The following is a 26,079-nucleotide window of genomic DNA, read 5'->3' on the forward strand; positions in this document are numbered from 1 at the left end:
GAAATATGTGAAAAAATGGTGGATTATAATTATAGCATCTATTGTACTTCTACTAGGTGCATGTAGTTCTAAGGATAAGGAAGGTACCTCTGAAGTAAATGATGAAGTGAGTAAAGACAATCCTTCAGGAGATCTTGCACCGTTAAATAAGAAGGTGAAGGTTATTATTGCGGAGGATGGCTCAGCCTCTGGGGCTGGATTTTATATTGCAAAAGAAAAAGGATACTTTGAGGATTACAATATAGATGTTGAGTTTGCAGTGTTCTCGAATAGTGATGAGATGTTGCCAGCCCTTGCGTCTGGAGATGTAGATATCGCAGGAGGGGTATCGACTGCGTCATTCTTCAATGCAATTGCACAAGGAATTGACGTGAAGATTATCGCAGACAAAGGGCATAATGTTCCAGGAAAATCCTATTTTTCATTTGTTATTGGAAATCAAATGGTAGATGAAATAAAAGATTACGAAGACTTTGAGGGTAAAAAAATTGCTATATCCTCTAAAAACTCAATTGATGAATATATCTATTTGGAAATGCTAAAGCATGCCGGATTAACTTCTGAGGATGTAGAGCTTGTATTACTTGCCGATTTCGGAAGTATGCTAGGTGCAATTGAAAATGGATCAATTGATGCAGCGTTACAAATTGAGCCTTTAATAGCACAAGGCATTGAAAATGGATTTCACCAACGTTTTGGAGATGCAACGGATTATGCACCAGAATCTCAAATTGCCATGGTTTTAGGTTCTCCACAATTTATGAGTGATGAACAGGAGGTATCTCTCCGGTTTATGGCTGCCTATTTAAAAGGGGTTCGAGACTACAACGATGCCTTTATCAAAGGTGAAAATAAAGCTGAAATTATAGAAATTATGACAAAGCATACATCGCTAAAAGATTCTGAGCTTTGGGAAAAAGTATATGTAACTGGATTAAACCCAGATGGAAAAATGTTTTTAGATGATGTATTAAAGCAATACAATGCATACAAAGAAAATGGAGCTATTAGTGGTGAAGTAGACTTTGATAAGGCGGTAGATACGTCGATGACAGAAAAAGCGGTAGAAATATTAGGAGCATACGAAAAGTAAAACGTCCAGAATCTTGGACGTTTATTTCAAATGATAAGAAAGTTTATAATTTTCCATTCCAAAAATCCAATGTTCTAGGTATTTTGATGAACTATCAATAATATAATTCCGTTTAGGTGGACGCGTTCCATGGGGTGAGCGATGAAACACCACCGCCACTTCGGGTGCGTTTTGATGTTTCACTTGTCTCACTCATCCCCCCGGAGTCGCCACCTTTCACTACAATCAAAGAAGTGTGTAGTGGTTATCATATAAAGTAATCATTGTTTAAATACGGATGCTGTTGTTAGTAGTGGAAATATAATGAGAATAGTAAGTATTTATTAAGTAAAGAAGCGAAATAGAGAACGAAATTGTATCTTCGTGAGCTTGTTCTATATATTAGAAAGTCTTTTTTCTTTCATTATAAAAAAATGTGCTAAAACTGTTTTTAAAATTGAAGAAGGACGATGGATAGATACACGCCATAAGATTACTGAAAAAAGAGAGGCAGATCGTGACTTCAGTCACGATCTGCCTCTCTAAAAATTCAGTGGGTAATAATATTGCGTCAAATCTTCCCAAAGCACTTCGTTTTTCCTCATACATTGTACTTTAATAGATTGGATATAATACAATGGAAGGCAAGCAAGTAAAAAAAGAGGTGCGTAAAATGGTGAATATTTTAGTGGATGCAGATGGGTGTCCAGTAGTTGATTTGACTATTGATGTAGCAAAAAAGTTTAAAATGAAGGTAACATTACTATGTGATACGGCTCATTATATGCAACGAGAAGGTGCGGATACAATAATGGTATCTAAAGGAGCAGACGCGGTAGATTTTGTTCTAGTTAATAGAGTGAAAAAAGGTGATATAGTCGTGACACAGGACTATGGTTTAGCTGCGATGGTTTTAGCTAAACAAGGTTTTGCTATCGATCAAAACGGACGATGGTATACTCCAGAAAATATTGACCAGCTTCTCGATAGTCGCCATATATCCAAGAAAATTAGGCAGGCTGGTGGTCGTTTGAAGGGACCCAAAAAACGTCAAAAAGAAGACAATGAAAAATTTGAAGCAAGCTTCCATAAACTATGCGAGCATGCACTTCAAGTCTGAAACTAACTTTCTTCTTTCAATAGGAGCTCACTTAAGGTTGGACTATCTACGAAGACCCCATTTGCATCAAGACGGAACGCGTTTTTCATATCTATTTCAGTTTTAATAGAATAAAGATGAACCTGCAATCCATTTAATTGTGCATCATGGATAAAGTCTTGATCAACTGATTTTATATTGACCCCAATTCCACTAGCATAAGTTTGTAATCGTTTATAATCAGAATGGGATAAAGCGGCTTTCTCTTTGAAACTAAATAGTTGAATAAGAGGAAGCGTCGACTCTAGAGCATGAAACTTTGTTAAGCTATCTTCATTAAACGACTCCACAATTACTTTTGGTAGGTCTTGGTCTTTTCGAATTAAATCATACTTCTTTAATAAAGCAAAAAGTTCCTCCTCCATCCCTTCATAAATACGTGGTGACTTCAATTCGATATAATAGTTCACCTCATCTCCGAAATGCAGAAAGATTTCCTCTAAAGTAGGCACTTGAACTTGTTCAAACTCTCTATTAGCCAATCCTGGATAAGCTTCATTAAACCATTTCCCTGCATTTAACTGTTTTAATTCCTCCAAAGTGTACTCCTTCACAAATCCAGTTCCATCTGTTGTACGATCCACCTTTTCATCGTGCATGGCAACTAGGACTCCATCCTTCGTCATTTGTAAATCAATTTCAATATAGTCTACATCTGCTTGATGAGCTATTTCGTAGGCAAACATCGTATGCTCGGGTGCAAAGGCAGAAGCCCCACGGTGCGCGATGATTAAAAACTTGTCATTGGCAATAGGTTGTGTATTGCTGTCCTGGTTATCACAGCCTGCAACTAAACATAAAATAACTAGTATAAAAAATAATAACCGCATGAGAGACTCCTTCTTGTAAAGAATTTATAAGTTTTAGTTAAAATGTAAATATTATGTAAAAGTTGAGTATTTCTATATACATCAACGGTATGTCTTGTAAAATGAAATTGCTAGAGGCATTACTTAGTATGTTCGATTGATAACACTATAATTTGAAGATTGGTAGAGAGGATGAAGTGCTTGAAAAGGGTGGAACTGATCGATATCTCCAAATCGTATGATAAACAATCTAATGTTATTTCTAATATTAACGTAACAATTGAACCGGGGGAATTTTTTGTTCTCGTCGGTCCTTCTGGCTGCGGTAAAAGTACAATGCTTCGAATGATTGCAGGACTAGAAGATATAACAGGTGGAGTTTTGAAAATTGGCGATACAGAAGTGAATGATTTACCACCAAGTAAAAGGGATTTATCGATGGTATTTCAAAACTATGCATTATATCCTCACTTATCGGTAGAAGAAAATATTCAATTCGGATTACATGTAAAAAAAATCGATAAAAAAGAGCGAGCGAAACGTACAAATGAAGTGGCAGCAATGCTTGGTTTGACGGATTATTTAAAGCGAAAACCTAGAGAGTTATCTGGTGGTCAACGTCAAAGGGTGGCATTAGCTCGAGCAATTGTGAGCGAAGCGCCTATTTGTTTAATGGATGAACCACTATCTAATTTAGATGCAAAGCTACGAGCGCATATGCGTTCTGAAATAAGACAAATTCAAAGGCGCTTAGGTATTACGATGATTTATGTAACACATGACCAAATCGAAGCTATGACTATGGGTGATCGAATTATGATTCTCCATGAAGGGTCTATTCAGCAAATAGGCAAACCTATCGAGATTTATAACAACCCATCCAACCCTTTTGTAGCAACATTTATCGGATCACCTCCTATGAATCTAGCACCCGGTTTTGGGGACAAATTGACAAGTACGATTCGGTTAAGTGATTCTATTGTAATTCCGGTTCCAACACAGGATGCACATTATTTAACAGAGCGAGTATTTGTAGGCATACGTCCTGAACATATAAAAGCAGCAACAAAAGAGTCAGAAGAGAAAGACAAAGTTATGGTGGAAGTTTCAAATGTGGAAATTTTAGGGAATGAAACAATTTTTACATTTTTACTTAATGAGGAATCCTGGCAAGTTAAATGGAGCGGGCAGTGGCAAATAGAAATAGGTGATAAAATCCCTTTAATTATGAACTATGAATCTTTTTGTTTCTTTGATAGTGAAACAAAGGAAATTATTAAAACTCCCTCCGAAGTTGAAAACCATGTATTTGGCAAAGAGGTATTTGTATGACGACTGTAAGTAAAACTAGAAAGATGAGCAATTGGAAACGTTCCTCTAACGCGAGAACCGCCCTATTGTATTTATTGCCTTCTATTATATTATTTTCTGTATTTGTTTTTTATCCGATGTTTCGGACCATTTACTTGAGCTTCTACTTAACGGATCAAGCGGGTGAAGCTGCAATTTTCGTAGGTTTAGAAAACTATGCTTATTTACTAGAATCTGATGCATTTCGCAATAGTATTAAAGCAACGTTCCTATTTGTTTTATATACAGTTCCAACAGGGATTATAATTGCGCTGGTTTTAGCACTACTTGCCAATGAAAAACTGAGAGGAATTGGTTTTTTTAGGACCATCTACGCATCCACAATGGGGGTTTCCGTTGCAGCGTCCTCTGTCGTTTGGCTGTTCTTATTTCACCCGAGTGTAGGGATGTTCAACAAATTATTAAATATCTTTAATCTTCCACAAATTGAATGGCTATTAGATCCAACATGGGCATTATTTTCAGTGTCACTCTCAACTATATGGCTGAATACAGGGTTTTCCTTCCTGATAATACTTGGTGGTTTGCAAAATATAGATGAGCATTTATATGAGAGTGCGCGTATTGATGGTGCTAGCTATTGGTATCGTTTAAAGAGAATTACTATTCCAATGCTCTCTCCAACTTTGTTTTTCATCATTACCATATCACTGATTAATGCATTTCAGACGTTTGGACAAATAGATATTTTAACTAAAGGTGGTCCATCTCAGTCTACTAATTTAATCGTATACTCCATATACAGGGAAGCATTTATCAATTATCAATTCGGAACCGCAAGTGCCCAGGCCGTGTTCTTATTTATATGTATTTTAATCGTAACGATTTTACAATTTAAGCTTGGCGAAAAGAAGGTGCATTACCAATGAGATTATGGAAAAAGCTAATTCTTTACTTCTTATTGACTGCCACTTCGTTAATACTTTTTTTTCCAATTATTTATGCATTTATGATAAGTTTTATGACTGGCGGAGAGATTTTATCAGGAAAATTACTACCGTCAACCTTTAGTTTAGATAATTATGTAAAGGTGTTTGATCGACTTCCTTTATTTAATTATTTGATCAATAGTTTCGTCGTTTCACTTGGGGTAATGATTGGGCAGTTAATCGTTTGTAGTTTAGCTGCGTATGCATTCGTATTTATCCCGTTTAAGGGTAGAGATTTTATCTTTTTCTTATTTATATCGACGATGATGATTCCGTGGGAAGCGACGATGATCCCTAACTTTTTTACCATTCAAAAGCTAGATTGGATTAATACCTACCAAGGAATGACATTGCCGTTTTTTGCATTGGCATTTGGTACGTTTTTACTAAGACAGCATTTTAAAACTATCCCGAAAGAGCTTCATGAGGCTTCGCAAATAGCAGGACTAAGTAAATTTGGATTTTTCTTTCGAGTAGTTTTACCTGTTTCTAAAACAAGTCTTGTTACACTAGGTGCTTATGGGTTTTTGACGACATGGAATATGTATTTATGGCCACTTCTAGTGACGACCAATAATTCTGTTCGGACCGTCCAAATCGGTTTAAAGCAACTTCAATCGCAAGAAGTAGCAACAGAATGGGGGGTGGTTATGGCAGGAGTAATTGTAGTTATCATACCAACACTACTACTATTATTTTTAGGTCAAAAGCAATTACAAAAAGGGTTAACGCAAGGAGCTCTAAAATAACGGTTGTTCAAAACTAAAAAAGAGGTGTACGTTAAATATGAGGAAATCATCGAAATTTGCATTTTTAGCTTTATTATTACTTAGTCTTTTTGCTTTAGTAGCATGTACCAACAGTGATAGTAGTTCGTCTGAAACGGATGGTAATGAGGCAGAAACAGAAAAAGAAGTAGTTACCAATGAAGAAGGCAAAACAGTCATTTCTTTTTGGCATGCAATGTCTGGAGCAGGTCAGGTTTCCTTAGATGCAATTGTTGCAGATTTTAATAAATCTCAGGATAAATATGAAGTGCAGGCAGAATTCCAAGGATCATATGAAGAGTCATTAACGAAGCTTCGTAGTGTTGGAGGTACAAAGGATGCCCCAGCCATAACGCAGGTATTTGAAGTTGGAACAAAGTATATGATTGATAGTGGCTTTGTAGAGCCCATCCAAAAATTTATCGATGAAGATAATTATGACATTTCACAGCTTGAAGAAAATATTTTAAATTACTACACGGTCGATGATCAGTTATATTCTATGCCGTTTAACTCATCTACACCGGTAATGCTTTATAACAAGGATGCATTTAAAGCAGCAGGACTTGATCCGGAGAAAGCTCCAGAAACATTTTCAGAGGTTATTGATACAGCTGCAAAATTGAAAACAGATGAAATGAAAGGTTTCTCCATGCTAACATATGGATGGTTTTTTGAAGAATTGGTTGCGACACAAGGCGGATTATATGTAAATGAAGAAAATGGTCGTGCTGGGGATGCAACAGAAGCAACCTTTAATGGACCTGAAGGACTAAACGTATTTAACCTGTTAGATACGATGAACAAAGCAGGGACTTTCGGAAACTTCGGAACGAACTGGGATGATATCCGCGCAGCATTCCAAACTGGAAAGGTTGCGATGTACATGGATTCCTCTGCGGGGGTAAAAGGAATTATTGATAACGCTCCTTTTGAAGTCGGTGCAGCATATATTCCGTATGCAGACGAAGTAAAACGCAACGGGGTCGTCATTGGTGGAGCATCTCTTTGGATGTCTAAAGGTATTGCAGAAGCAGAACAAAAGGCAGCTTGGGAATTTATGAAATACTTAACTACTCCAGAGGTTCAAGCAAAATGGCATTTAGAAACAGGCTATTTTGCAATCAACCCATCGGCATATGACGAACAAATCGTCAAGGATGCATGGGATGTTACACCGCAGTTAAAAGTAACTGTAGATCAATTGCAAAATACTGAGGCTTCTATTGCAACACAAGGTGCTTTAATATCAGTATTCCCTGAATCACGTCAACAAATTGTAACGGCCTTAGAAAATCTATATCAAGGAATGGATCCACAAGAAGCACTAGATGCAGCAGTAGAAGGAACCAATCGTGCAATAGAAATTGCCAATAAGACAAAATAGAATAGAACGTACTTTACGAACAAGAGGCATTCATTTGCTCTCTTGTTCGTTTTTTACTAAAGCCCCCGTTAGCACCATAAGAATGGTCCAAAGTATGGTTCCTTCTTATTTAAATATTCTATCGCCCTATCAATCAGTTACATTTTTTATAACTGCCATTTCCTTACCGAACCTATCACCATTATCAACAAATCCCAAACTCGAGTATAAATTATGTGCCCCCAAATTTTCAGGATGATAACCTACAACAATTTTTTGCGCATTAGGTAATTTAGCCATTTCTGAAATCATTAACTTAGTTGCAGCTTTACCTATACCCTTGCCTTGGAATTCCTTATCCACCATTATTCTATATACCCAATAGGCATCAAGTTCTTCTTGAACAGAATTGTACATCAAAAAGCCTACTATCTTATCTTCAGCATAAATAGCATATGGCTTTAATGTAGGCTCAAACTTTGACTGAGCTATGGATATAGCATTGGGTTCCATGTATTCTTTCTGTTCTGTTGATACCTCTAATTCACAACATTCGTACCAGTTTTCTGCATTTAATTCTACGATTTTCACATTTTCTGTACTCATAATTTTCCCCTTTCAAGATTTGGGGAAATGCTAAACAACTTTGTTAACTAGTCGTTATCCCCTTATAGTCATTAATAATAGAATTTTTTTTATTTGTCATAATGAACGCCTCCTCTAACAATTATTGCCTAAAAATTATATCAATGAATTTATAGACTTTTTAATTATACTAATTTTCCCCGATTAATTCCTTCTTACAATAATTTTACTTTCTCATTTAACTAACCTACTCGTTGGAGAAAGAAAAAATAGATCTACCTAAGCTACTCCACCCTCTTTCACTGAAGCACCACGATAGTTCAACAAAAATTCTATGATTCCAGAGTAGATAATTCTTTATATAACTTTAAAACATCCACCAAAAACTGCTTGTCATAACCAGTTTTTTGATTTATTTTTACAGCCCAATGTTCTATTGACTCCAACTTTGGTTCATTAAACAACCCTTCACTTGTACTTAGAAAACTTTCCCAGTTATAGAATTCCCAATGTGCAATTTCAGTTTTAAAAGGGATTCTACATTCTAATAAAGGTCGCGGTTTAATTAAATTTTGAGAGAACTCAGCCGCCTGCATAAAGTAACTCATTTCTATTGGTTTAGTATCAAATATTTGTTTCGATATTTTACCGTTTGGTCTGTGGTAGAGGATCTCTGTACTGCCTTCATTTGGTTTCACTTGAATCGTTGCAGCAGGAAAAAAACCATTAAGTTTTTCATCGGTATATTCTTGGGTATCTGTATCAATTAAGATTGGTCTTAACCATTGGTCTCCTAAATCACATAAGAAACGGTTACCTAATTCGTCTAAAGCAATGACTGCGACATGAGCGTTAGGGGAATTTAAGTTATGACCTATCGGATAGGCAGTGATTCCATCTTTTTGAAATTCATCAAGTAAAAAAATTGCAAGGTCAAAGCAATTACCCGATAAACCAAATTGATGTCGGTGTTCTCTTATAAGAGAAACATCTCTTTGTTTTGTAACACTACCTTTGCTATAAAACCATGCTTTTGTTAATGTCTCCATAGGGAAATCATCAAACTTCATCCAGGTATTCAGAATGCTTTTGGGGGCCAACATAATAAAATCACCTACTTCTAAAATTGTTATTATCTACTTCGCCAATTATTTAAAATAATCTTCAATACCTCTTTATTAAATTCTCTACTGATACTGTAAAACCTTCTTACTAACCTGCGTTAGTTTCAGTAACTTCTTTTGTGGCTCATTTAAACAGAGAACCTAAAAGAGAACTTTCTATCTCAAGTCTTTCTACGGTTTTTTAAATTATAAAAAGAAACAATCTATTTAACTTTTGACTTGTTTTTTGGTATATTAGACGGTGGACAAAATTAGAAAAGGTGGAGTAAAAAATGGAAACAAATGCATACAGAGTATTACTTTACTATAAATATGTCCCGATTGTAGATCCGGTAACTTTTGCGCAAGAACATCTTGCAGCATGTAAGGAAATTGGGTTAAAAGGGCGTATTTTAGTATCAGACGAAGGAATAAATGGAACTTGCTCAGGAACGATTGAACAAACTGACGCATACATGAACATGATGAAGGCAGATGAACGTTTTGCCGACATGGTGTACAAAATAGATGAAGCAGAAGGACATGCCTTCAAAAAAATGCATGTTCGTCCTAAGAAAGAGATTGTGTATTTAGGATTAGCAGATGATATTAATCCAAATGAATTAACAGGTCAATACCTCTCTCCAAAAGAGTTTTTTGAACAAATGCAAGCAGAAGATACGGTTGTTATTGATGCTCGTAATGATTATGAATTCGACCTAGGCCATTTCCGCGGAGCAATCCGTCCAGAAATTCGCAACTTCCGTGATCTACCAGACTGGATGATAGAGAACAAAGAAATGTTCGAAGGTAAAAAAGTACTTACGTATTGTACTGGTGGAATACGTTGTGAAAAATTCTCTGGCTGGTTAGTTAGGGAAGGTTTTGAGGGTGTAGGTCAACTACACGGTGGAATTGCAACTTACGCCAAAGACCCAGAAGTACGTGGACAGCTATGGGATGGTCAAATGTACGTATTTGATGAGCGCATAGCTGTGCCGATCAACCAAGTAGAGCATGTCGTTGTTGGTAAGGATCATTTCACAGGAGAGCCATGTGAGCGTTATGTAAACTGCGCTAACCCTGATTGTAATGATAAAATTCTTTGCTCAGAGGAAAACGAACACAAGTATCTACGCAGCTGTTCCGATGAATGCCGTGAGCATCCACGCAACCGCTACATCGTAGAACATAAACTATCTGAAGAAGAAGTAGAAGCTAGACTAGCTGCTATAAAATAATGAATGATATCCCATGCCGATTTACTGGCATGGGATTTATTTTGTAAAGTTAATCCTTTAGCGTAAAATAAGTTGTAACAACCATGTGACAGTATAATACTGGAATGATTGAAATATATTAAACGTATAGAGGGGATTTACCTTCCTGTATAGAAAGTAACAAAGAGTTCATTTTTCAAAAATAGAATGGAGGAACGTATATGTCAATCGAAGTGAAAAATATTTCAGATTTGAACGCAGTCAACGTATCCAAACTAATTCAAGAAAGTGAAAAAGAAGGATATCGTTTCGTATCAAGGTTAGCGTCGGAATATGAAGACGGAACGCATCGTTTCAGTGAACAGGGAGAAGCAATTTATGGCGCTTGGGATGCAGATGAGCTAGTAGCAATTGGCGGTTTGTTTCGAAATACCGCTAGTGAATCAGACAACTCGGCTCGACTATACCGATTTTATACTTTACCAGAGTATCGTCGAAAAGGTGTAGGAAGTGAACTCTTAAAGGTGGTTTCTGAAAACGCCAAAGGTTATTTTAAGGAAATAACGACTAAAACAGAATCCGCAAAGGCAGATTCTTTTTACCGTGCGAATGGATTTTTATTTGATGAACGATCACCGGACGTCACTCATGTGATGAGCCTAGAATAGAAAGGGTTTACATTAATGGATAAACACCAATTAGAAATTAGATTTCCTTTAATCTCAAATATGCAAAACAAAGAAGAAATAATATGGTTCAACCCAAATAAAATAAATTCAGCAGATGCTATAAAAAACGTATCTGTTACTGCTGAGATGGTACAAGATGCAAGCGATCGTTTAGATCGCTTTGCATCTTATTTGCGTATTGCCTTCCCAGAGACAGCAAAAACAAAAGGTATCATTGAGTCGCCACTTGTGAAGACTCCAACTATGGAATCCACCTTAGAGGAATTCTATCAAACAGAGATTGACGGGAAATTGCTATTAAAATGTGATAATGTCTTACCGATTTCGGGATCCATAAAGGCTCGTGGTGGAATTTATGAGGTACTTAAAATTGCAGAACAGCTTGCGATACGAGAAGGTTTATTGAAAGAGACAGATGATTATGAGAGACTCTCAACGGATAAGTTCAAACAATTTTTTTCTAACTATTCAATTGCAGTAGGATCGACTGGGAATCTAGGACTTAGCATAGGGATAATTAGTGCAAAGTTTGGATTTCAAGTAACTGTCCATATGTCTAGCGATGCGAAGCAATGGAAAAAGGACATGCTTCGTTCAAAAGGTGTAACAGTCATAGAATACGATTTTGATTATAGTATTGCGGTAATGGAAGGTAGGAAACAAGCCGAAAAGGATTCGTCTTGCTTTTTTATCGACGACGAAAATTCTGTTGACTTATTTGTTGGGTATGCCGTTGCAGCAGATAGATTGAAAAATCAATTGGAACAAATGCAAATCATTGTCGACGCCGAACACCCACTGTTTGTATACTTACCCTGCGGAGTCGGTGGTGGACCAGGAGGAGTTGCATTTGGACTAAAACTACTATTCGGTGATCATGTCCATTGCTTTTTTGCAGAGCCCACGAACTCGCCTTGCATGCTACTTGGGTTAATGACCGGATTGCATGAAAATGTTTCAGTTGCTGATATCGGACTTGATAACAAAACGGATGCGGACGGACTAGCTGTTGGTCGACCATCCGGATTTGTTGGGAAAACTCTAGAGCAGCTCATTAGTGGAAGCTTCACGGTGAATGATAAATCCCTGTATGAGCTATTAGCTTTATTGGCAGACACAGAGAACATTCTATTAGAACCATCTGCACTTGCAGGAATGATAGGTCCAATTCATTTAGCTAAACATGGAGTTTCCTTACATAATGCAACGCATATTGTTTGGGCAACTGGCGGAGGAATGGTTCCTTCTCAGGAAATGAAGAATTATTATGAAAAAGGCAAACAATATCTTATGTAGTAAATCCCTATCCTACTTATTAAAAGTAGGATTTTTTTTATTTCTTCTTGCTCTACTATATATATAACAAATGTGTTATGCTATATATAGAACAAAAATAAGGGAGGGACACTTCATGTTTATTGAAATAAAATCTAATTCTGATGTCCCCATCTATTTGCAGCTGGCCCACCAACTTATGGAAGGGATGGTACGAGGTGAATTAAAGCCAGGTGACTCGCTACCGTCTGTAAGAGCATTTGCAAGCGATCTTGGGATGAATATGCATACAGTAAATAAGGCTTATCATTATCTAGAAGAAAAAGATTTTATAAAAATAGTGGCAAAATCAGGTGTTATTATTCAACCAAACGGTGTTCCAAAGGCTTCAGAGGAAGAAAAGCAAAAACTAGGAGCTCAACTGAGACCATTTATAACAGAAGGGTTAGTCCTAAAGCTCTCGGAAGAAGAACTGGTAGTTATGGTACGTAGGCTAGTGCAAAATATTGAGGAGGGGAACGAATGACTATTGTGCTATTTGGATTCATCTTATTTTTTATCACTGTTCTACAAGCATTTACGCCAAAATTTTTAAAGACAACAGAGGCATTTGGTGTGTATGTACCAGATAACCACACAAAAGATCCAGTGGTGATGAAACTAAAAAATAAATACACAATGTTTGTGTTAACATTCGGCATGATTATTTTTGGAGGGTATCTATGGTGGGGGCTAACACAAAATCCAGCAGAGGAAAAGCTGGCTCTAGTTAGTGTGGGTGTTCAATTTACCACTATGTTTGTGAGCATTGGTTATTATTTTATGATGCGCCTTCGAGTGAAAAAACGGAAGGAAACACAAGGGTGGTTAAGTGGTAAAAGTGAAGTGAGAGTTGTCGATGTAAAGTTTCAGGAAAAGCTCAAACTAATACCTCGTGTAATATTTATCATTCCTATGATTGTTACTGTAGCTTTAATTATCTATACATTTATGAAGTATGATCAAATGCCAGAGATGATTCCTACCCATTGGGGACCTACTGGAGAAGCAGATGCATTTAGCGAAAAAACATATTTTAGTGTAATTGCAATGCCACTAATTTTACTAGTGATGCAGGGGATGTTCCTTTTAATGAGTGAGGGGATGAAGTTTTCAGGTGCGCGCCTTAATCCAGCCAATAAAAAAACTTCTCTTGCACAGCAACTCGCGTTTCGAAAATATACAAGTTTGTTAGCGCTCTTTATCACAATTGGTATAACGCTCATGATGGGGTATTTTCACTTACAAACAATTCATCCAGAAATATCCTCTTCTATTATCATGTGGGCTCTACCTCTGAGTTTCTTACTATTAACACTTGCAGTTGTCGGCATTTATACTATAAAAGTAGGACAGAGTGGATCTCGCCTAAAGGTAGAAAAAAACAGTCCGACCATAGAAAATAAAATAGCCGTAGACGAGGACAAATATTGGAAGGGCGGATTATTTTACATGAACAAAAATGATCCGAGCATCATGGTCGAAAAGCGATTTGGCGTAGGTTGGACACTGAACTTTGCTCATCCTATAAGCTGGATTGTATTACTAGCACCTCTAATTCTTATATTTGGAATAACGTTTTTATTATAGAAAAGCAGCTACCCAAGTTGGGAGCTGCTTTTCTTATTTATATATTATTCAGCGTCGAAAACTTCTACTTTTTCCATTTTAGCGCCATTTTTCATAGCTTTTGCTACTTCAAGACCACTTGTTACTTGACCGAAAACAGTATGAACACCGTTTAAATGTGGTTGTGGCTCATGAACGATGAAGAATTGGCTAGAACCTGTATCTTTACCAGCATGCGCCATAGAAAGGCTTCCTGCTTGGTGTGTGTGTGGGTTTCCAGCTGTCTCACATTTAATGTTTTTTCCGCTACCGCCCATACCTGTACCAGTTGGATCTCCACCTTGGCTTACGAAGCCAGGAATTACACGGTGGAATACTACTCCGTTATAAAATCCGCTGTTTGCTAACTCTTCAAAGTTTGCTACTGTGTTTGGTGCCTCATTTGGGAATAAATCAAATTCAATTTTTTCTCCAGAATCCATTAAAAAATAACCTTTTTTTGTCATTTAAAACACTCCTTTTTCATATAAATCCTTCAATAGTATAGCATGTACCCAAAGCATTTTCCAAAAACAGAGACTCACAAGTGTTTGATGGGTTGTCAGGAAGAGTAAACCCGGTGTTCTCAAATGCTCATCTACTAATAACGGTTAGTTGATCTCCAATAAGGGAAGAGATTTCAGATATGATTATTAAATCCCAACCAAATAAATAATAGCTGCTCTTCCGCTTAAACCTTTTGCAATCATACTCTCTAATAGTTGTTCCGCAAAATCATCTGGTATATTGACTTCTAAGCGTCGTTGACTTAGTTTGTATAGGTTTACAACATTAATGTACTTCACTAATTTTATTCTGATTTTTTAGGTAGTTTTTTAAGAATCTTTTTGTTCTTTCATTTTGTGGATTTTCGAAAATATCCTTCGGTGTACCTTGTTCTACTATGATACCATCTGCCATAAAAATAACGCGGTCTGCTACGCTCTGTGCAAAATCCATTTCATGTGTCACAACAATCATTGTACGTTTTTTATCGACGATAACAGACTTCATAACATTTAAAACTTCTTCGACTAATTCTGGATCGAGAGAAGAAGTAGGCTCATCGAATAAAATAACATATGGGTCGAGTGCTAAAGCGCGGGCAATTCCTACCCGTTGTTGTTGTCCTCCTGAGAGCGCAATCGGATAATGATGCTCCTTACCTTGAAGGCCTACCTCTGCTAAGAGTTTAAAGGCTAATTGTTCAGCTTCTTGTCGGGGTGTATTACGTGTTAAGCGTACAGGTTCAGAGACATTTTGAAGTGCAGTTTTGTTTTTAAATAAACTGTAGTTTTGAAAGACCATGCCTGTTTTCTTGCGAAGATGACTTACATGTTTCTTTGTATAATTCTCTAAATCTACTTTGGCACCATCAATTTCAATCGAACCTACCTGTGCTTCCTCTAAAAAGTTGATGCAACGTAAAAATGTAGACTTTCCTGAACCAGATGGTCCAATAATAGCTACAACTTCTCCCTCAGCAATTTCTACATCAAGTCCTTTTAGAACATTGGTAGGGCCATAGCTTTTATGTAAATTAGTTATTTTAATCATTTAACTTCCTCCTTCCGATATGGCTTTTCAACATAATACTCGAGTTTAGACTGCAGGAAAGAAAGTATGATAGAAATCATCCAGTAAATAAGACCAACCATCAAGTAAGCTTCTAAAAACTTGTATGTTACGGCAGCTTCAAGTTTTGCACGAGCCATCATGTCTATTACTCCAATCGTAAAGGCTAAAGATGTATCTTTAATCATCATAATGTAGTAGTTACCAGATGGTGGGATAGCAATACGGACCATCTGCGGTAAAATAACCGTTCGTAGGGCTTGCCATTTAGTCATACTAACGGATAAGCATGCTTCATATTGCCCTTTATCAACTGCTAAGAATGCAGAACGGAAAACCTCTGATAAATAGGCAGCATTACGTAAACTGAGCGCAATAATGACAGCAGTGACTGCATTCATTGTACTGAAGCTTGGGAATATTTGAGGCACTCCAAAGTATAAAATGAAAATTTGAATTAAGGTTGGAACTCCTCGGAAATAGGATATGATGACTTTTAAAATAGGATATAATATCTTAATTTTATTGTTAGTGAGGAATGCAAAAACTAATCCAAACAAAATTGCTAATAGAAATGATAAAGTCCCTATATATATAACAATTGGTAAAAATTCAATGATTTTCGGGAAGAGACTGATCATATACTCAAAATCGAATTTCATAAAGTAGGCAACCTTTCTTATGTAAATAATGAAAGGCTACTCTGCCGCGAGTAGCCTTTCTCTTTTTATTTCTCGTGTGGAATGGTTACGTCAATTGCACTCCATTTGTCTGAAAGTTTTTTTAAGGTACCATCTTCCTGTAACTTTTCAATTTCAGCACTGAAATCTGCTAAAAACTCCTTATTTTCTTCAGATCGTACAAATGGGAAAGCATAATCGAAGTCGATTAAGTAATCCTCACCATAAAGTTTTAAAGGTAGACCTTCGTCTTTAATCCGTGATGCGGCAGTAATTTTTACATCAATAAAAGCATCTAGACGACCAAGGGCCACTTCATTATACGTACCGCTCACGTCTTGGTAAGGAGTAATAATTATTTCTTTTCCGTTTTCTTCATTCCATTTTTCTAGGAATTGATGTAGATTGTTGCCGAGTAAGACACCTACTTTTTTCCCCTTCAAATCTTCGATGCTATTAATATCAGTATTATCTTCTGGTACAACTAATGATGCTCCAGAGTATGCATAAGGAGAAGAAAAGTCATATTTTGCTCGACGTTCTTCTGTAGCTGCAATTAGATTTGAAACTGTATCAATATTACCTGCATCTAACATCCCGAAAATACCTGAGAACTCAGCAAATGTCCATTCAATCTCGTAACCTAGTGATTCAGTTACTAGTTCTAACACTTCAACGTCATAGCCTTGCGGAACTCCCTTATCATCAACTGAGATGAACGGGGGATAAATGCCTGAAGAACCTACTCTTAATACTTTTTTGTCAGTAGATACACCATCTTTATTACCTGCAGATGTTTTCTCCGAATCATCTCCACAGGCTGCTAGTAAAATAGAAATGCAAAGTATAAATAATAACGACAAGATCTTTTTTAATTTCATACTTATACCTTCTCCTTAGACAGTTGTTGGTCTAACACTTGTATTAATTCTTCAGAGAAAATTTCACGAGGGTATTGGAATTCTAAATCATTAATAAATACAGTTGGAACCATTTTGACTCTCCGTTCAATTGCTTCTGCAGTGACTTGAAGGCTAATTTCAATATTTGGCTCTTCTTCCTTCAATCCATAATTATTTTTAATGTATTCCTTGATACCGTGACTTGAAAGTTTATCCCATGTTTCCTGCTCTTTAAATAACGACTTAATGTTATCTAATGTTTTTGCAGGATTGCCATAGTCTAAGTTGAGGTTAATTAGTGTTCCTGGTAAGAGCATTTCTCGTGGTTTATCATAATGCTTCACGATTAATTCAACTTTGTTCTCATTTATGTATTGTAGAAGTGCACCATCTACAAGTTCATAGAAGGATGCGCAATAAGGGCAAGCTAGGTTTAAGAACACCTCCACTTTTATCGGTGCTGCTGCATTGCCTAACGTTAAATGTGTATTCTTGAGTGTTACCAATATATAAACCTTCTCTCTGTTATTTTTTGAAAATTCTAATTTACATCTCAATTCTAACTAAACAGATAGGAATTGTAAACCTTTTTTTCAGAAAGTATTTTAAAGGTTTTTAAAAGGTTAAAGACAGGTTTAAATTGTAAAATGAAGTTTTATAGTGTAACTATAGACCATGAAAGTGGTACGATAAAAAAAGAGGTGAAACCAAATGAATGGACAAAATAGAAATGATGTAAAACCAGGTTTAGAAGTATATATAGTGTTAAAAAAAGACCAAAGATCAGGGGAGAAAACAAAAGGAGTCGTGAAAGACTTATTAACGAATTCATCCTTTCATCCACATGGCATAAAAGTTCGATTAACAGATGGACAAATAGGACGGGTTTGTGAAATCATAGGATAAATTATAGGGTGAAAAAGGAGTGTAGTTAAAGTGCAAGTAGAAACTCAAATTTTGCAGTGGTTTAACCACTTTCATCAAAATCCAGAAGTTAGCTGGAAGGAATATGAAACTACGAATAAGCTGGCGGAAATTTTAGACGATTTAGGTATTTCCTACCGAAGATTTGATGATGTAACTGGATTGCTAGCAGAAATTGGTGAAGGACCAGAAGTAATTGCTGTTCGTGCCGATATAGATGCACTTTGGCAAGAAGTAGATGGGGAGTTCCGCGCCAATCATTCCTGTGGACATGATGCCAATATTTCGATGGTATTGGGAGCGTTATTGCTATTAAAGGATGAAAAACTAAACAAACGAATTCGCTTTATCTTCCAACCAGCAGAAGAGAAAGGTAATGGGGCAAATTCCATGATAGATCGTGGAGCGCTGGAGGATGTCACTCATCTTTTTGGTGTGCATTTACGACCGATTGAGGAACTTCCTTTCGGAAAAGTTGCGCCAGCTATACATCATGGAGCAGCATTATTTGTAGAAGGTAAGATAAAAGGAATTGATGCACATGGTGCTAGACCTCATCAGGGCAATAATGCGATTGATGTAGTAATGGCCGTTCATCAAGCGTTGAAAAATATGTATTTTTCTCCATTCGAATCATATTCTGCGAAGCTAACGAAAATTCAAGCAGGTGGAGAAAATTCGAATATTATTCCTGGTATTGCAACGTTTTCTATCGATGTAAGAGCGGCAAAGAATAGCGTTTTATTTCAACTGAAAGATCGAATTGATAAAGATTTGAATACAATTCAACAGCTATTTGATATAGAAATCGAGTGGGAATTTCAAGATATTACACCAGGAGCGGAAGTATCGATGGAAGCTGCAGCAATTTCCAAGGCTGCAATTATTGAAACTGTAGGCATGGAAAACTTGGCTGAAGAAGTGATTACTTCGGGTAGCGATGACTTTCATTTTTATACAATTAGACACCCTGAAGTGAAGGCAGCTATGATTGGTATTGGTGCTGATTTGACACCGGGATTACATCATCCTAATATGACTTTTAACAGAGATTCATTACTTATGGGGGCTAAAGTCATATCGAAAACGCTTTCAATCATATCGAAATAGTATTGACTAGAGCCTCATTTCCATTTATTATTACTCTATTAACGACTATTAAACGTCAATTTTAGAATTGTCTTAATATCGTAAGGGTCGTAAGGGGGAAATGACATGGAAGAAAAGAAAGCGGTTACTAAAAAAGAGATGTCTTTGATATGGGCAATTACACCATTAGCAATTATGGTTCTAACAATGATTATTACGATTATAAATTTAGAACAGGGACCACATATTCCATTAATCGTTGGAACAACTGTTGCTGCGATTGTTGCATGGAAGCATGGATTCAAATGGTCTGATATTGAAGAAATGATGTATAAAGGTATTAAACTAGCATTACCGGCAGTAGTTATTATTATTTTAGTAGGATTAATCATTGGTGCATGGATAGGTGGCGGCGTTGTTGCAACGATGATCTATTATGGACTAAAAATTATTACTCCTGCCTTCTTCTTAGTGACTATTTGCATTATCTGTGCAATTGTTTCTCTTGCAATCGGTAGTTCTTGGTCAACTATGGGAACAATCGGAGTTGCGGGAATGGGTATTGGACTTAGTATGGGAATTCCAGCTGGTATGATCGCTGGTGCCGTAATTTCAGGCGCATACTTTGGGGATAAGATGTCCCCATTATCTGATACAACAAATCTTGCGGCAGGATTAACGGGAACAGATCTTTTTGTACATATTAAACATATGTTATTTACGACGATACCAGGAATACTAATAGCTCTTGGAGTATATGGGTTCCTTGGAAATAGGTATAAATCAAGTAATATAGACCAAGAAGGTATTAACCAAACAATATCCATGTTAGATCAAAGCTTTGTCATTTCTCCATGGTTATTATTAGTTCCACTTGCAGTAATAGTACTAGTAGCACTTAAAGTACCAGCTATACCAGCATTAATTGTTGGAATATTATTAGGCTTTTTATCTCAAATACTCATCCAAGGTGGAAGCGTTGCAGATGCAGTTGGAGCTCTACAAAGTGGATATGTTATTGATACTGGAAATGCAATGGTAGATGAATTGTTTAATCGTGGTGGATTAGATTCGATGATGTACACGGTATCCATGACAATAGTTGCCATGACATTTGGTGGTATCTTGGAATACTCTGGAATGCTTCAATCCATTATGAACCAAATCTTAAAACTTGCTAAATCAGCAGGTTCACTTATTGCATCAACAATTGTTGCTTGTTTTGCAACAAACGCTACTTGCTCAGAGCAATACATTTCTATCGTTGTACCAGCTCGTATGTTTTCAACGACGTATACGAAAATGGGACTACATTCTAAAAATCTATCGCGTGCATTAGAGGATGGAGGAACCCTTACTTCGGTCTTCATTCCTTGGAATACATGTGGAGTGTTCATTTTAGGAACATTAGGTGTAGGGGTAGCAGAATATGCACCATTTGCAATTTTAAACTTTGTAGTACCAGTTATTTCTATCATCTATGCAATGACAGGCTTTACGATTCAAAAAATATCGGAATCTGAAAAGATGGCGATATTAAATAAAGAAACTTTAGAAGCATAATTAGAAAAGCGCAAGCACTAAACATAAAAAAGGGGGGTTCTCATGGAACTCCCTTTTCTTAAAAAGATAAGAAAGTATATAAAAATGTCCCGTGAACACTTGGCTCTTGGGACTTGGACTTTCTTTTGAATTAGAAATGCTATTATCCAATAATAGATGGAGAAAGCAGATTTTCTTTTATTCTAGTGGAAATAAAGAAAAGTAATAAGTGTTTGACTCATAAAGAAGCGAAATAGCGAACGAAATTGCATCTTCGAGAGCTTATTCTCTAAATTAGAAAGTATCTTTTCTCTAGTTATCCAAAAACGCACTAACCTGTTTCTAAAAGTTGTAGGATGGCGACGGGCAGATAAACGCCATAAGATTACCGAAAAAAGTGATATTGGTTGTGACGGAGGTCACAACCAATATCACTAAAAATTCACTCGGTAATAAATATAGCAAACGTCTGTCCAAAGCCCTTCGAAAACGATAGAAACAGGTTTTGAACATAAAGGACCGGGCGTCTTTTTGCCCGGTTTTTCTTACTTTGATGTTAATTGTAGGTTGGAAAGTTTAGCTCATATATAGCGCGGGGGCGACCCTGTTGATAGGTCATTTCTTCCCCTACGATTTCTACATATCCATGATCCGCAAGTTTTTTTAAAATACGCTCGGTCGTACGTCTACTAACTTGTAAATAGACTTCTAGGTCAGATGCAGTAAACTCTGTGGACTTTCTAGAACGGCTAAACTGTATTACCTTGGATAAGTTTGCTGGACTTAATGTAGTTTCTTTCGCTATTTGCACAAGCTGTGGTTCATTATTTTTTAAACGAACCTGTTTATGGCTGTTCGGATACGGTCCGAGTAATTCCTTAGAGTCTGTTAATAAGTATGCCGTATTATCAGTTGCATAGGATAGGGCATCTCTTGCATTTTGAGTAGCTTCTAAAACTGTTTTTCCATAGCCAAATGCAATTTTAACCGCAGGAGAAGATGGGCTCATCCAAGTAGTAATCAAGTTACTGTTTAAAGCTTCTTGTACATCACCTTGAGTGGAAAATAAGGTATACAAATTGTCGGCTTCTTTTACGATATTTGCTTGAATAGAGGCTGCAATTTGTTTAATTTTTGCTTCAGAAATGGAGAGCTCTTTATTTGTTTGGATAAAACCAACAGCTATTTTAGCAGACTGGCTTTTGAATAGAAGAGCAAGTGATTTTGTATCCTCTATTCCCTTAATAATGGAGCTTTTTGGATCAATCATTCGAATGACAGACAAACCATTGTCTCGCAATCTTTGATACACAGCATGAATACTAGTAACGGCTAGCGAAGAGGCACCACTCTTTTGTAAATCAGTGTGGAATGCAACTATTTCTTCCAAATCAAAGGAGGTATCAATTTTCATCAAAAAAGGTGTTTCACCGATTTGTCCTATATCCTCCAATACACTCTTTACACCTTCTGGGTGAACTAAATCAATGGATAGTTTATGTATGGCAGTTGGGTTAGTAAAACTAAGTGATAGTAGAGTAGTCATGATAGCGTTTTCATCTTGTTTCAAATAAAAAGATGGAATTGGTAGTTTTGCGATTAAATCCTCTGCATAGTTAAATGGAAATGAACCTGAAAAAAATACTGCATCACAAGGTTTTATAGTTGGTACAATATCCTTTGCATCTGAAGGTATTTTATATGTATAATAATCCAATCGAGTGGATGGAATTTCATGTTCGAAACTTCTTAAACGTTCGATGAAACTAGCCGATCCTAGTACTGCAATGCGTGTTAACATTTAATCACCTCTTTTTTTAGTTTTTTAACGACTATTTAACGACAACTATAACGAAGATAAATTAAATTGTAAAGAAAGTAGGAATTTAACATGAAAATTAAAGAAATAGATATTTATGCAATCCGCTTACCATTAGTTGACCCATTTATCATAAGTTACCATACTTACGATGATATGCCATCTATTATTGTTAAAATCATCACTGATAATGGGCTAGTGGGATACGGGGAAGCTGTTGCAGATGAACATGTAACAGGAGAAACTTGGGAAAGTACATATGCATTATTGAAAGACACGTTAGCTCCGGCTCTTATTGGAGAAAATCCTATGGAGTTTGAGCGCTTACATGAAAAAATGAATAAAGCGGTTTATCAAGCACCTGCAGCAAAAGCGGCAATAGATATAGCTTGCTACGATCTGGCAGGAAAAGAACTTGGTGTTCCTGTGTACCAACTACTTGGTGGACGCTATCACGAAAAGTTCCCTGTCACACATGTATTAAGTATAGGAAATCCCGAGGACATGGCAGAAGAAGCAGAAAGAAGGATGAAAGAAGGATATTCCTCCTTTAAAATGAAGGTCGGAACAGATGTACAGATTGATGTGAGACGTATACAAGCAGTCCGAGCAAGAGTTGGGGAAGAAATTGCTATTCGTGTAGACGTAAATCAAGGCTGGAAAAATAGTGCTACTACCATTACGGCAATGCGTCAGCTAGAAAAAGAGGGGCTAGATTGGCTGGAGCAACCAGTAATAGCCGATGACTTCAACGGAATGATGGAAGTAAAATCAAAAACAAGTACTCCTCTTATGATGGACGAAGGCTTAAGAGGCTTTCGGGATATGCGAGAGTTGATCGAGAAACAAGCTGCACACAAAGTGAATATTAAACTGATGAAATGTGGCGGGATTTATCCAGCGATGAAACTAGCTCATATGGCAGAGATGGCAGGTATCGAGTGTCAGATCGGTTCTATGGTGGAATCCTCTATTGGATCTTCGGCAGGATTTCAAGTAGCATTTTCTAAAAAAGTGTTTACTAGCGTAGAGTTAACAGGCCCTTTGAAATTCTCTAAAGATGTTGGGAATTTACATTATGACGTTCCATTTATACAATTAAATGAACGTCCTGGATTAGGAATTGATGTAGATGAAGAAATACTACAAGAGCTAACTGAGTTCTCTACAAAGGTAACAAAATAAGAGGAAGTGTTTGCATGAAAGAATGGAAAGGTAAGCTTGGAGAGAAAGAATATGTTGTCCATGAATTGACACTAGAGCATCTGGATAGTATTTTACGTTTACAGCATATCGTTTTACGATCAATGGAAGATGAGAACTTCTTATCTCCACTAACAATAGAAGAATTTGAGGATTCGATAGCTCATAACTTAATGATTGGAGCATTCGTAGACAATGAACTAATCGCCTTCCGAGCCTTGGCATTACCACCAATTGATGATCACCACTTAGGATATGATATTGGTCTTTCTCCAGAGCAGCTTGAGAAGGTAGTCTATCAAGAAATCACGAATGTTCATCCTGATTATCGTGGGTTTGGTTTGCAAAAGAAACTTGGGGTTATTGTCATGGAGCTCCTAGACGCATCACCATATACACATGTATGTGCAACGGTTGCACCATTCAACATTGCTAGCTTAAAGGACAAGCTAAGCCAAGGAATGGTAATAGGCGCATTAAAAAAGAAATACGGGGGCATGCTACGATACGTATTTTATAAAAAAATTCATGTGGATCGTATTAGTGAAGATAAGCTTTTAGAAATCCCTATGGATGCTATTGAAAAACAGCAACAGCTAATTGCGGATGGTTGGATCGCTACAGCTATTCTACAAAAAGAGAACAACTGGTATGTTGTTTTTGAAGAAAAAGGAACATACATCTAGACCAAGGACACTCGGTGAGTTAAATTCACTGAGTGTTTTTTTATTTTTACGTTATTCAATTTCATAATTACTCATTTCAATAATGTAAGCGAACATTCGTATTGTTTTACATTCGATTATTCCTTTATTTAAATTGGATTTCATTGATTGTAGCGCAAGGCGGCGACTCCAGTGGGAACAGTACGAGCTGAAAGCGCTGCAAGAACGAAGTGACGAGGAGATTGAAGCCAAGCCCACGGAAAGCGTCCTTCCTTGCGCTCCAATCAACTTTGTTCCGATTTTACTACAAATTACTTTATTACGAAATTGACTCACGTTTTAGATTAATCAATTTCTTCCGTCAAATGTATGAGAAAGACTCAAGACCTATGACTGAACTAAATGGATGAATTTTCAATTATAGTGAAATAATAAGAATAAGTTAAGGGGTGTTTCAAATGAAAGATCTATACAAAGACTCCCGATTTCGGCTCATTATATCCGCTAATATTGCTTCCTCAATTGGTTCTGGAATAACGATGATTGCGATTCCATGGATGCTTGTATCAAGTGAAAACGGTAATAAGGTATTTGGCTATATAACGATCGGTATGACCATATTGAGTTTTATCCTTACACCATTTATAGGAAATCTAGTAGATAGCGTATCTCGAAAGAAGCTATTAATAGTAAGTGAAATCATATGTTTTGTTCTATTGTTTATGTTTTCTATAATAGGTTTTATCGGTTTATCATATGAAATTTGGCATTATATTATTATTTATATGATCGGTAGTTTATATTACACCATTTTTTATCCAACGATGTTTGCTTTAAATCAAGAAATATTTACGAAGGACCAATATAAATCACTAAATGGAACGATGGAAGTGCAGGGGCAGCTTTCTAGTATGATTGCGGGTGCTTTAGCTAGTATCTTATTATTAAAATGGGATTTACACTACATTTTATTGCTAGATACGATATCTTACGGTGCTGCCATCTATTTTTACTTGAAGTTACCGTATGTGAGATTATCGATTGAAAAAACAGGAAAAGTCGTTAAATCGCAAGTAAGCGAAGGACTTAGATATATGATGGCACGCCCTTCCGTGTTTATTTTTTTATTATTTTCTTTCATGCCTTTCATTGGAGTGATGCTAACGAATTATTTATTTCCTGTCTATTTAGTGGATGTACTTGAAGCGGACGCAAGCGTCTATGGAATTGAAGGAATGATTTATGCAATAGGAGCTATAATTGCAGGGGTATTCGTACCGACATTATCAAGTAAATTTGGAAATGAAAAGACGATTATCTTAGGAGTATGTGTTTATACGATTGCTATATCATTAATTGTCTTCGTTAATTTACCGGTATATCTATCATTAATGTTGTTTTTAGCGATAGGTAATAGCAGTACTAGGGTTGCTAGAAACTCTTTCTTAATGGACCATATTCCTAACAACATAATAGGGAGGGTCGATAGTTTGTTTCGTACATTAGGCCTCTTAATAAGAATTCTACTACTTGCACTATTTACCGAAATGGTATCCTCAGACCTCATTATTTATTGTTTTATCGTGTTAAGTGGGATTTTATTAGCATCATTATTCTTCGTAGTTATATCATGGAAAAAGAGTTTTAAGGTAAAAGAGAAAAGTTGTCCCGTCATAGCAAAGACCTAG

The 26,079-nt window shown here is 36.6% G+C and carries 27 protein-coding genes; 17 read left to right on the plus strand and 10 right to left on the minus strand.

Annotated elements, in window-relative coordinates:
* Positions 1-7 precede the first annotated feature (7 nt).
* Positions 8-1,093, plus strand: a complete 1,086-nt coding sequence (locus tag KD050_RS11575) for an ABC transporter substrate-binding protein (protein WP_211892514.1) — start codon at positions 8-10, stop codon at positions 1,091-1,093.
* A 652-nt stretch (positions 1,094-1,745) separates the two neighbouring features.
* Positions 1,746-2,192 (plus strand): YaiI/YqxD family protein, encoded by a 447-nt coding sequence (locus KD050_RS11580; protein ID WP_211892515.1) that lies wholly within the window; start codon positions 1,746-1,748, stop codon positions 2,190-2,192.
* A 2-nt stretch (positions 2,193-2,194) separates the two neighbouring features.
* Here the strand turns inward: KD050_RS11580 and KD050_RS11585 are convergent, their stop codons facing one another.
* Positions 2,195-3,061, minus strand: coding sequence for a glycerophosphodiester phosphodiesterase family protein (locus tag KD050_RS11585; protein ID WP_211892516.1), 867 nt, complete (start codon positions 3,059-3,061; stop codon positions 2,195-2,197).
* Positions 3,062-3,241: 180 nt separating this feature from the next.
* Here KD050_RS11585 and KD050_RS11590 point away from each other — a divergent pair, with 180 nt between their 5' ends.
* The 4 genes from KD050_RS11590 to KD050_RS11605 are packed head-to-tail and all read left to right on the plus strand — an operon-like array spanning position 3,242 to position 7,494.
* Positions 3,242-4,372 (plus strand): ABC transporter ATP-binding protein, encoded by a 1,131-nt coding sequence (locus KD050_RS11590; protein WP_305080215.1) that lies wholly within the window; start codon positions 3,242-3,244, stop codon positions 4,370-4,372.
* The gene (locus KD050_RS11595) at positions 4,369-5,280 is read left to right on the plus strand and encodes a carbohydrate ABC transporter permease (protein WP_211892518.1); all 912 of its coding nucleotides are present in this window, start codon (positions 4,369-4,371) and stop codon (positions 5,278-5,280) included. Before KD050_RS11590 ends, KD050_RS11595 begins: the two co-directional genes overlap by 4 nt.
* On the plus strand, positions 5,277-6,089 hold the full coding sequence (locus KD050_RS11600; RefSeq protein WP_211892519.1) for a carbohydrate ABC transporter permease: 813 nt from the start codon (positions 5,277-5,279) through the stop codon (positions 6,087-6,089). Before KD050_RS11595 ends, KD050_RS11600 begins: the two co-directional genes overlap by 4 nt.
* Positions 6,090-6,126: 37 nt before the next feature.
* Positions 6,127-7,494, plus strand: coding sequence for an ABC transporter substrate-binding protein (locus tag KD050_RS11605; protein ID WP_211892520.1), 1,368 nt, complete (start codon positions 6,127-6,129; stop codon positions 7,492-7,494).
* A gap of 129 nt (positions 7,495-7,623) precedes the next feature.
* Here KD050_RS11605 and KD050_RS11610 read toward each other — a convergent pair whose 3' ends face one another.
* Positions 7,624-8,079: a GNAT family N-acetyltransferase gene (locus tag KD050_RS11610; RefSeq protein ID WP_211892521.1), complete on the minus strand. Its 456-nt coding sequence runs from the start codon at positions 8,077-8,079 to the stop codon at positions 7,624-7,626.
* A gap of 311 nt (positions 8,080-8,390) precedes the next feature.
* Entirely contained in the window at positions 8,391-9,161 is a 771-nt protein-coding gene (locus KD050_RS11615) for a hypothetical protein (protein WP_211892522.1), read from the minus strand.
* Positions 9,162-9,454: 293 nt separating this feature from the next.
* On the opposite strand from KD050_RS11615, the gene KD050_RS11620 reads away from it, so the two are divergent.
* From KD050_RS11620 to KD050_RS11640, 5 genes are all read left to right on the plus strand, one after another.
* A complete protein-coding gene (locus KD050_RS11620) occupies positions 9,455-10,402 on the plus strand; it encodes an oxygen-dependent tRNA uridine(34) hydroxylase TrhO (protein ID WP_211892523.1) in 948 nt (315 codons plus the stop codon).
* A 200-nt stretch (positions 10,403-10,602) separates the two neighbouring features.
* Entirely contained in the window at positions 10,603-11,049 is a 447-nt protein-coding gene (locus KD050_RS11625) for a GNAT family N-acetyltransferase (RefSeq protein WP_211892524.1), read from the plus strand.
* Between the two features lie 15 nt (positions 11,050-11,064).
* Complete coding sequence (locus KD050_RS11630) at positions 11,065-12,366, plus strand: D-serine ammonia-lyase (protein WP_211892525.1); 1,302 nt, start codon at positions 11,065-11,067, stop codon at positions 12,364-12,366.
* A gap of 115 nt (positions 12,367-12,481) precedes the next feature.
* Complete coding sequence (locus tag KD050_RS11635) at positions 12,482-12,871, plus strand: GntR family transcriptional regulator (RefSeq protein ID WP_211892526.1); 390 nt, start codon at positions 12,482-12,484, stop codon at positions 12,869-12,871.
* On the plus strand, positions 12,868-13,974 hold the full coding sequence (locus KD050_RS11640; RefSeq protein WP_211892527.1) for a DUF1648 domain-containing protein: 1,107 nt from the start codon (positions 12,868-12,870) through the stop codon (positions 13,972-13,974). Before KD050_RS11635 ends, KD050_RS11640 begins: the two co-directional genes overlap by 4 nt.
* A gap of 44 nt (positions 13,975-14,018) precedes the next feature.
* On the opposite strand, the gene KD050_RS11645 is transcribed toward KD050_RS11640, so the two are convergent.
* From KD050_RS11645 to KD050_RS11670, 6 genes are all read right to left on the minus strand, one after another.
* On the minus strand, positions 14,019-14,459 hold the full coding sequence (locus KD050_RS11645; protein ID WP_211892528.1) for a peptidylprolyl isomerase: 441 nt from the start codon (positions 14,457-14,459) through the stop codon (positions 14,019-14,021).
* 186 nt (positions 14,460-14,645) lie between these two features.
* Positions 14,646-14,798, minus strand: coding sequence for a hypothetical protein (locus KD050_RS11650; RefSeq protein WP_211892529.1), 153 nt, complete (start codon positions 14,796-14,798; stop codon positions 14,646-14,648).
* Complete coding sequence (locus tag KD050_RS11655; protein WP_211892530.1) at positions 14,785-15,549, minus strand: amino acid ABC transporter ATP-binding protein; 765 nt, start codon at positions 15,547-15,549, stop codon at positions 14,785-14,787. The genes KD050_RS11650 and KD050_RS11655 overlap by 14 nt, the downstream gene beginning before the upstream one ends.
* A complete protein-coding gene (locus tag KD050_RS11660; protein WP_211892531.1) occupies positions 15,546-16,229 on the minus strand; it encodes an amino acid ABC transporter permease in 684 nt (227 codons plus the stop codon). Before KD050_RS11660 ends, KD050_RS11655 begins: the two co-directional genes overlap by 4 nt.
* 65 nt (positions 16,230-16,294) lie before the next feature.
* The gene (locus KD050_RS11665; RefSeq protein ID WP_211892532.1) at positions 16,295-17,128 is read right to left on the minus strand and encodes a transporter substrate-binding domain-containing protein; all 834 of its coding nucleotides are present in this window, start codon (positions 17,126-17,128) and stop codon (positions 16,295-16,297) included.
* Positions 17,129-17,130: 2 nt separating this feature from the next.
* Positions 17,131-17,655, minus strand: a complete 525-nt coding sequence (locus tag KD050_RS11670) for a thioredoxin domain-containing protein (protein WP_211892533.1) — start codon at positions 17,653-17,655, stop codon at positions 17,131-17,133.
* A 205-nt stretch (positions 17,656-17,860) separates the two neighbouring features.
* Between KD050_RS11670 and KD050_RS11675 the strand changes: the two genes are divergently transcribed.
* The 3 genes from KD050_RS11675 (at position 17,861) to nhaC (ending at position 20,725) form a co-directional block, all read left to right on the plus strand.
* Complete coding sequence (locus tag KD050_RS11675; RefSeq protein ID WP_211892534.1) at positions 17,861-18,055, plus strand: YwbE family protein; 195 nt, start codon at positions 17,861-17,863, stop codon at positions 18,053-18,055.
* Positions 18,056-18,085: 30 nt separating this feature from the next.
* A complete protein-coding gene (locus tag KD050_RS11680) occupies positions 18,086-19,183 on the plus strand; it encodes an amidohydrolase (protein ID WP_211892535.1) in 1,098 nt (365 codons plus the stop codon).
* Between the two features lie 105 nt (positions 19,184-19,288).
* Positions 19,289-20,725, plus strand: coding sequence for a Na+/H+ antiporter NhaC (nhaC, locus tag KD050_RS11685; RefSeq protein ID WP_211892536.1), 1,437 nt, complete (start codon positions 19,289-19,291; stop codon positions 20,723-20,725).
* Between the two features lie 535 nt (positions 20,726-21,260).
* Here the strand turns inward: nhaC and KD050_RS11690 are convergent.
* Entirely contained in the window at positions 21,261-22,505 is a 1,245-nt protein-coding gene (locus tag KD050_RS11690) for a hypothetical protein (RefSeq protein WP_211892537.1), read from the minus strand.
* Between the two features lie 90 nt (positions 22,506-22,595).
* Here KD050_RS11690 and KD050_RS11695 point away from each other — a divergent pair, with 90 nt between their 5' ends.
* The 3 genes from KD050_RS11695 to KD050_RS11705 all read left to right on the plus strand — a co-directional run bounded on the left by KD050_RS11695 (position 22,596) and on the right by KD050_RS11705 (position 26,079).
* On the plus strand, positions 22,596-23,708 hold the full coding sequence (locus KD050_RS11695; RefSeq protein ID WP_211892538.1) for a mandelate racemase/muconate lactonizing enzyme family protein: 1,113 nt from the start codon (positions 22,596-22,598) through the stop codon (positions 23,706-23,708).
* Between the two features lie 14 nt (positions 23,709-23,722).
* Complete coding sequence (locus tag KD050_RS11700; RefSeq protein ID WP_211892539.1) at positions 23,723-24,412, plus strand: GNAT family N-acetyltransferase; 690 nt, start codon at positions 23,723-23,725, stop codon at positions 24,410-24,412.
* A gap of 437 nt (positions 24,413-24,849) precedes the next feature.
* On the plus strand, positions 24,850-26,079 hold the full coding sequence (locus tag KD050_RS11705) for an MFS transporter (RefSeq protein ID WP_211892540.1): 1,230 nt from the start codon (positions 24,850-24,852) through the stop codon (positions 26,077-26,079).

The organism is Psychrobacillus sp. INOP01 (genome assembly GCF_018140925.1).
In the GTDB taxonomy this organism is placed as follows: domain Bacteria; phylum Bacillota; class Bacilli; order Bacillales_A; family Planococcaceae; genus Psychrobacillus.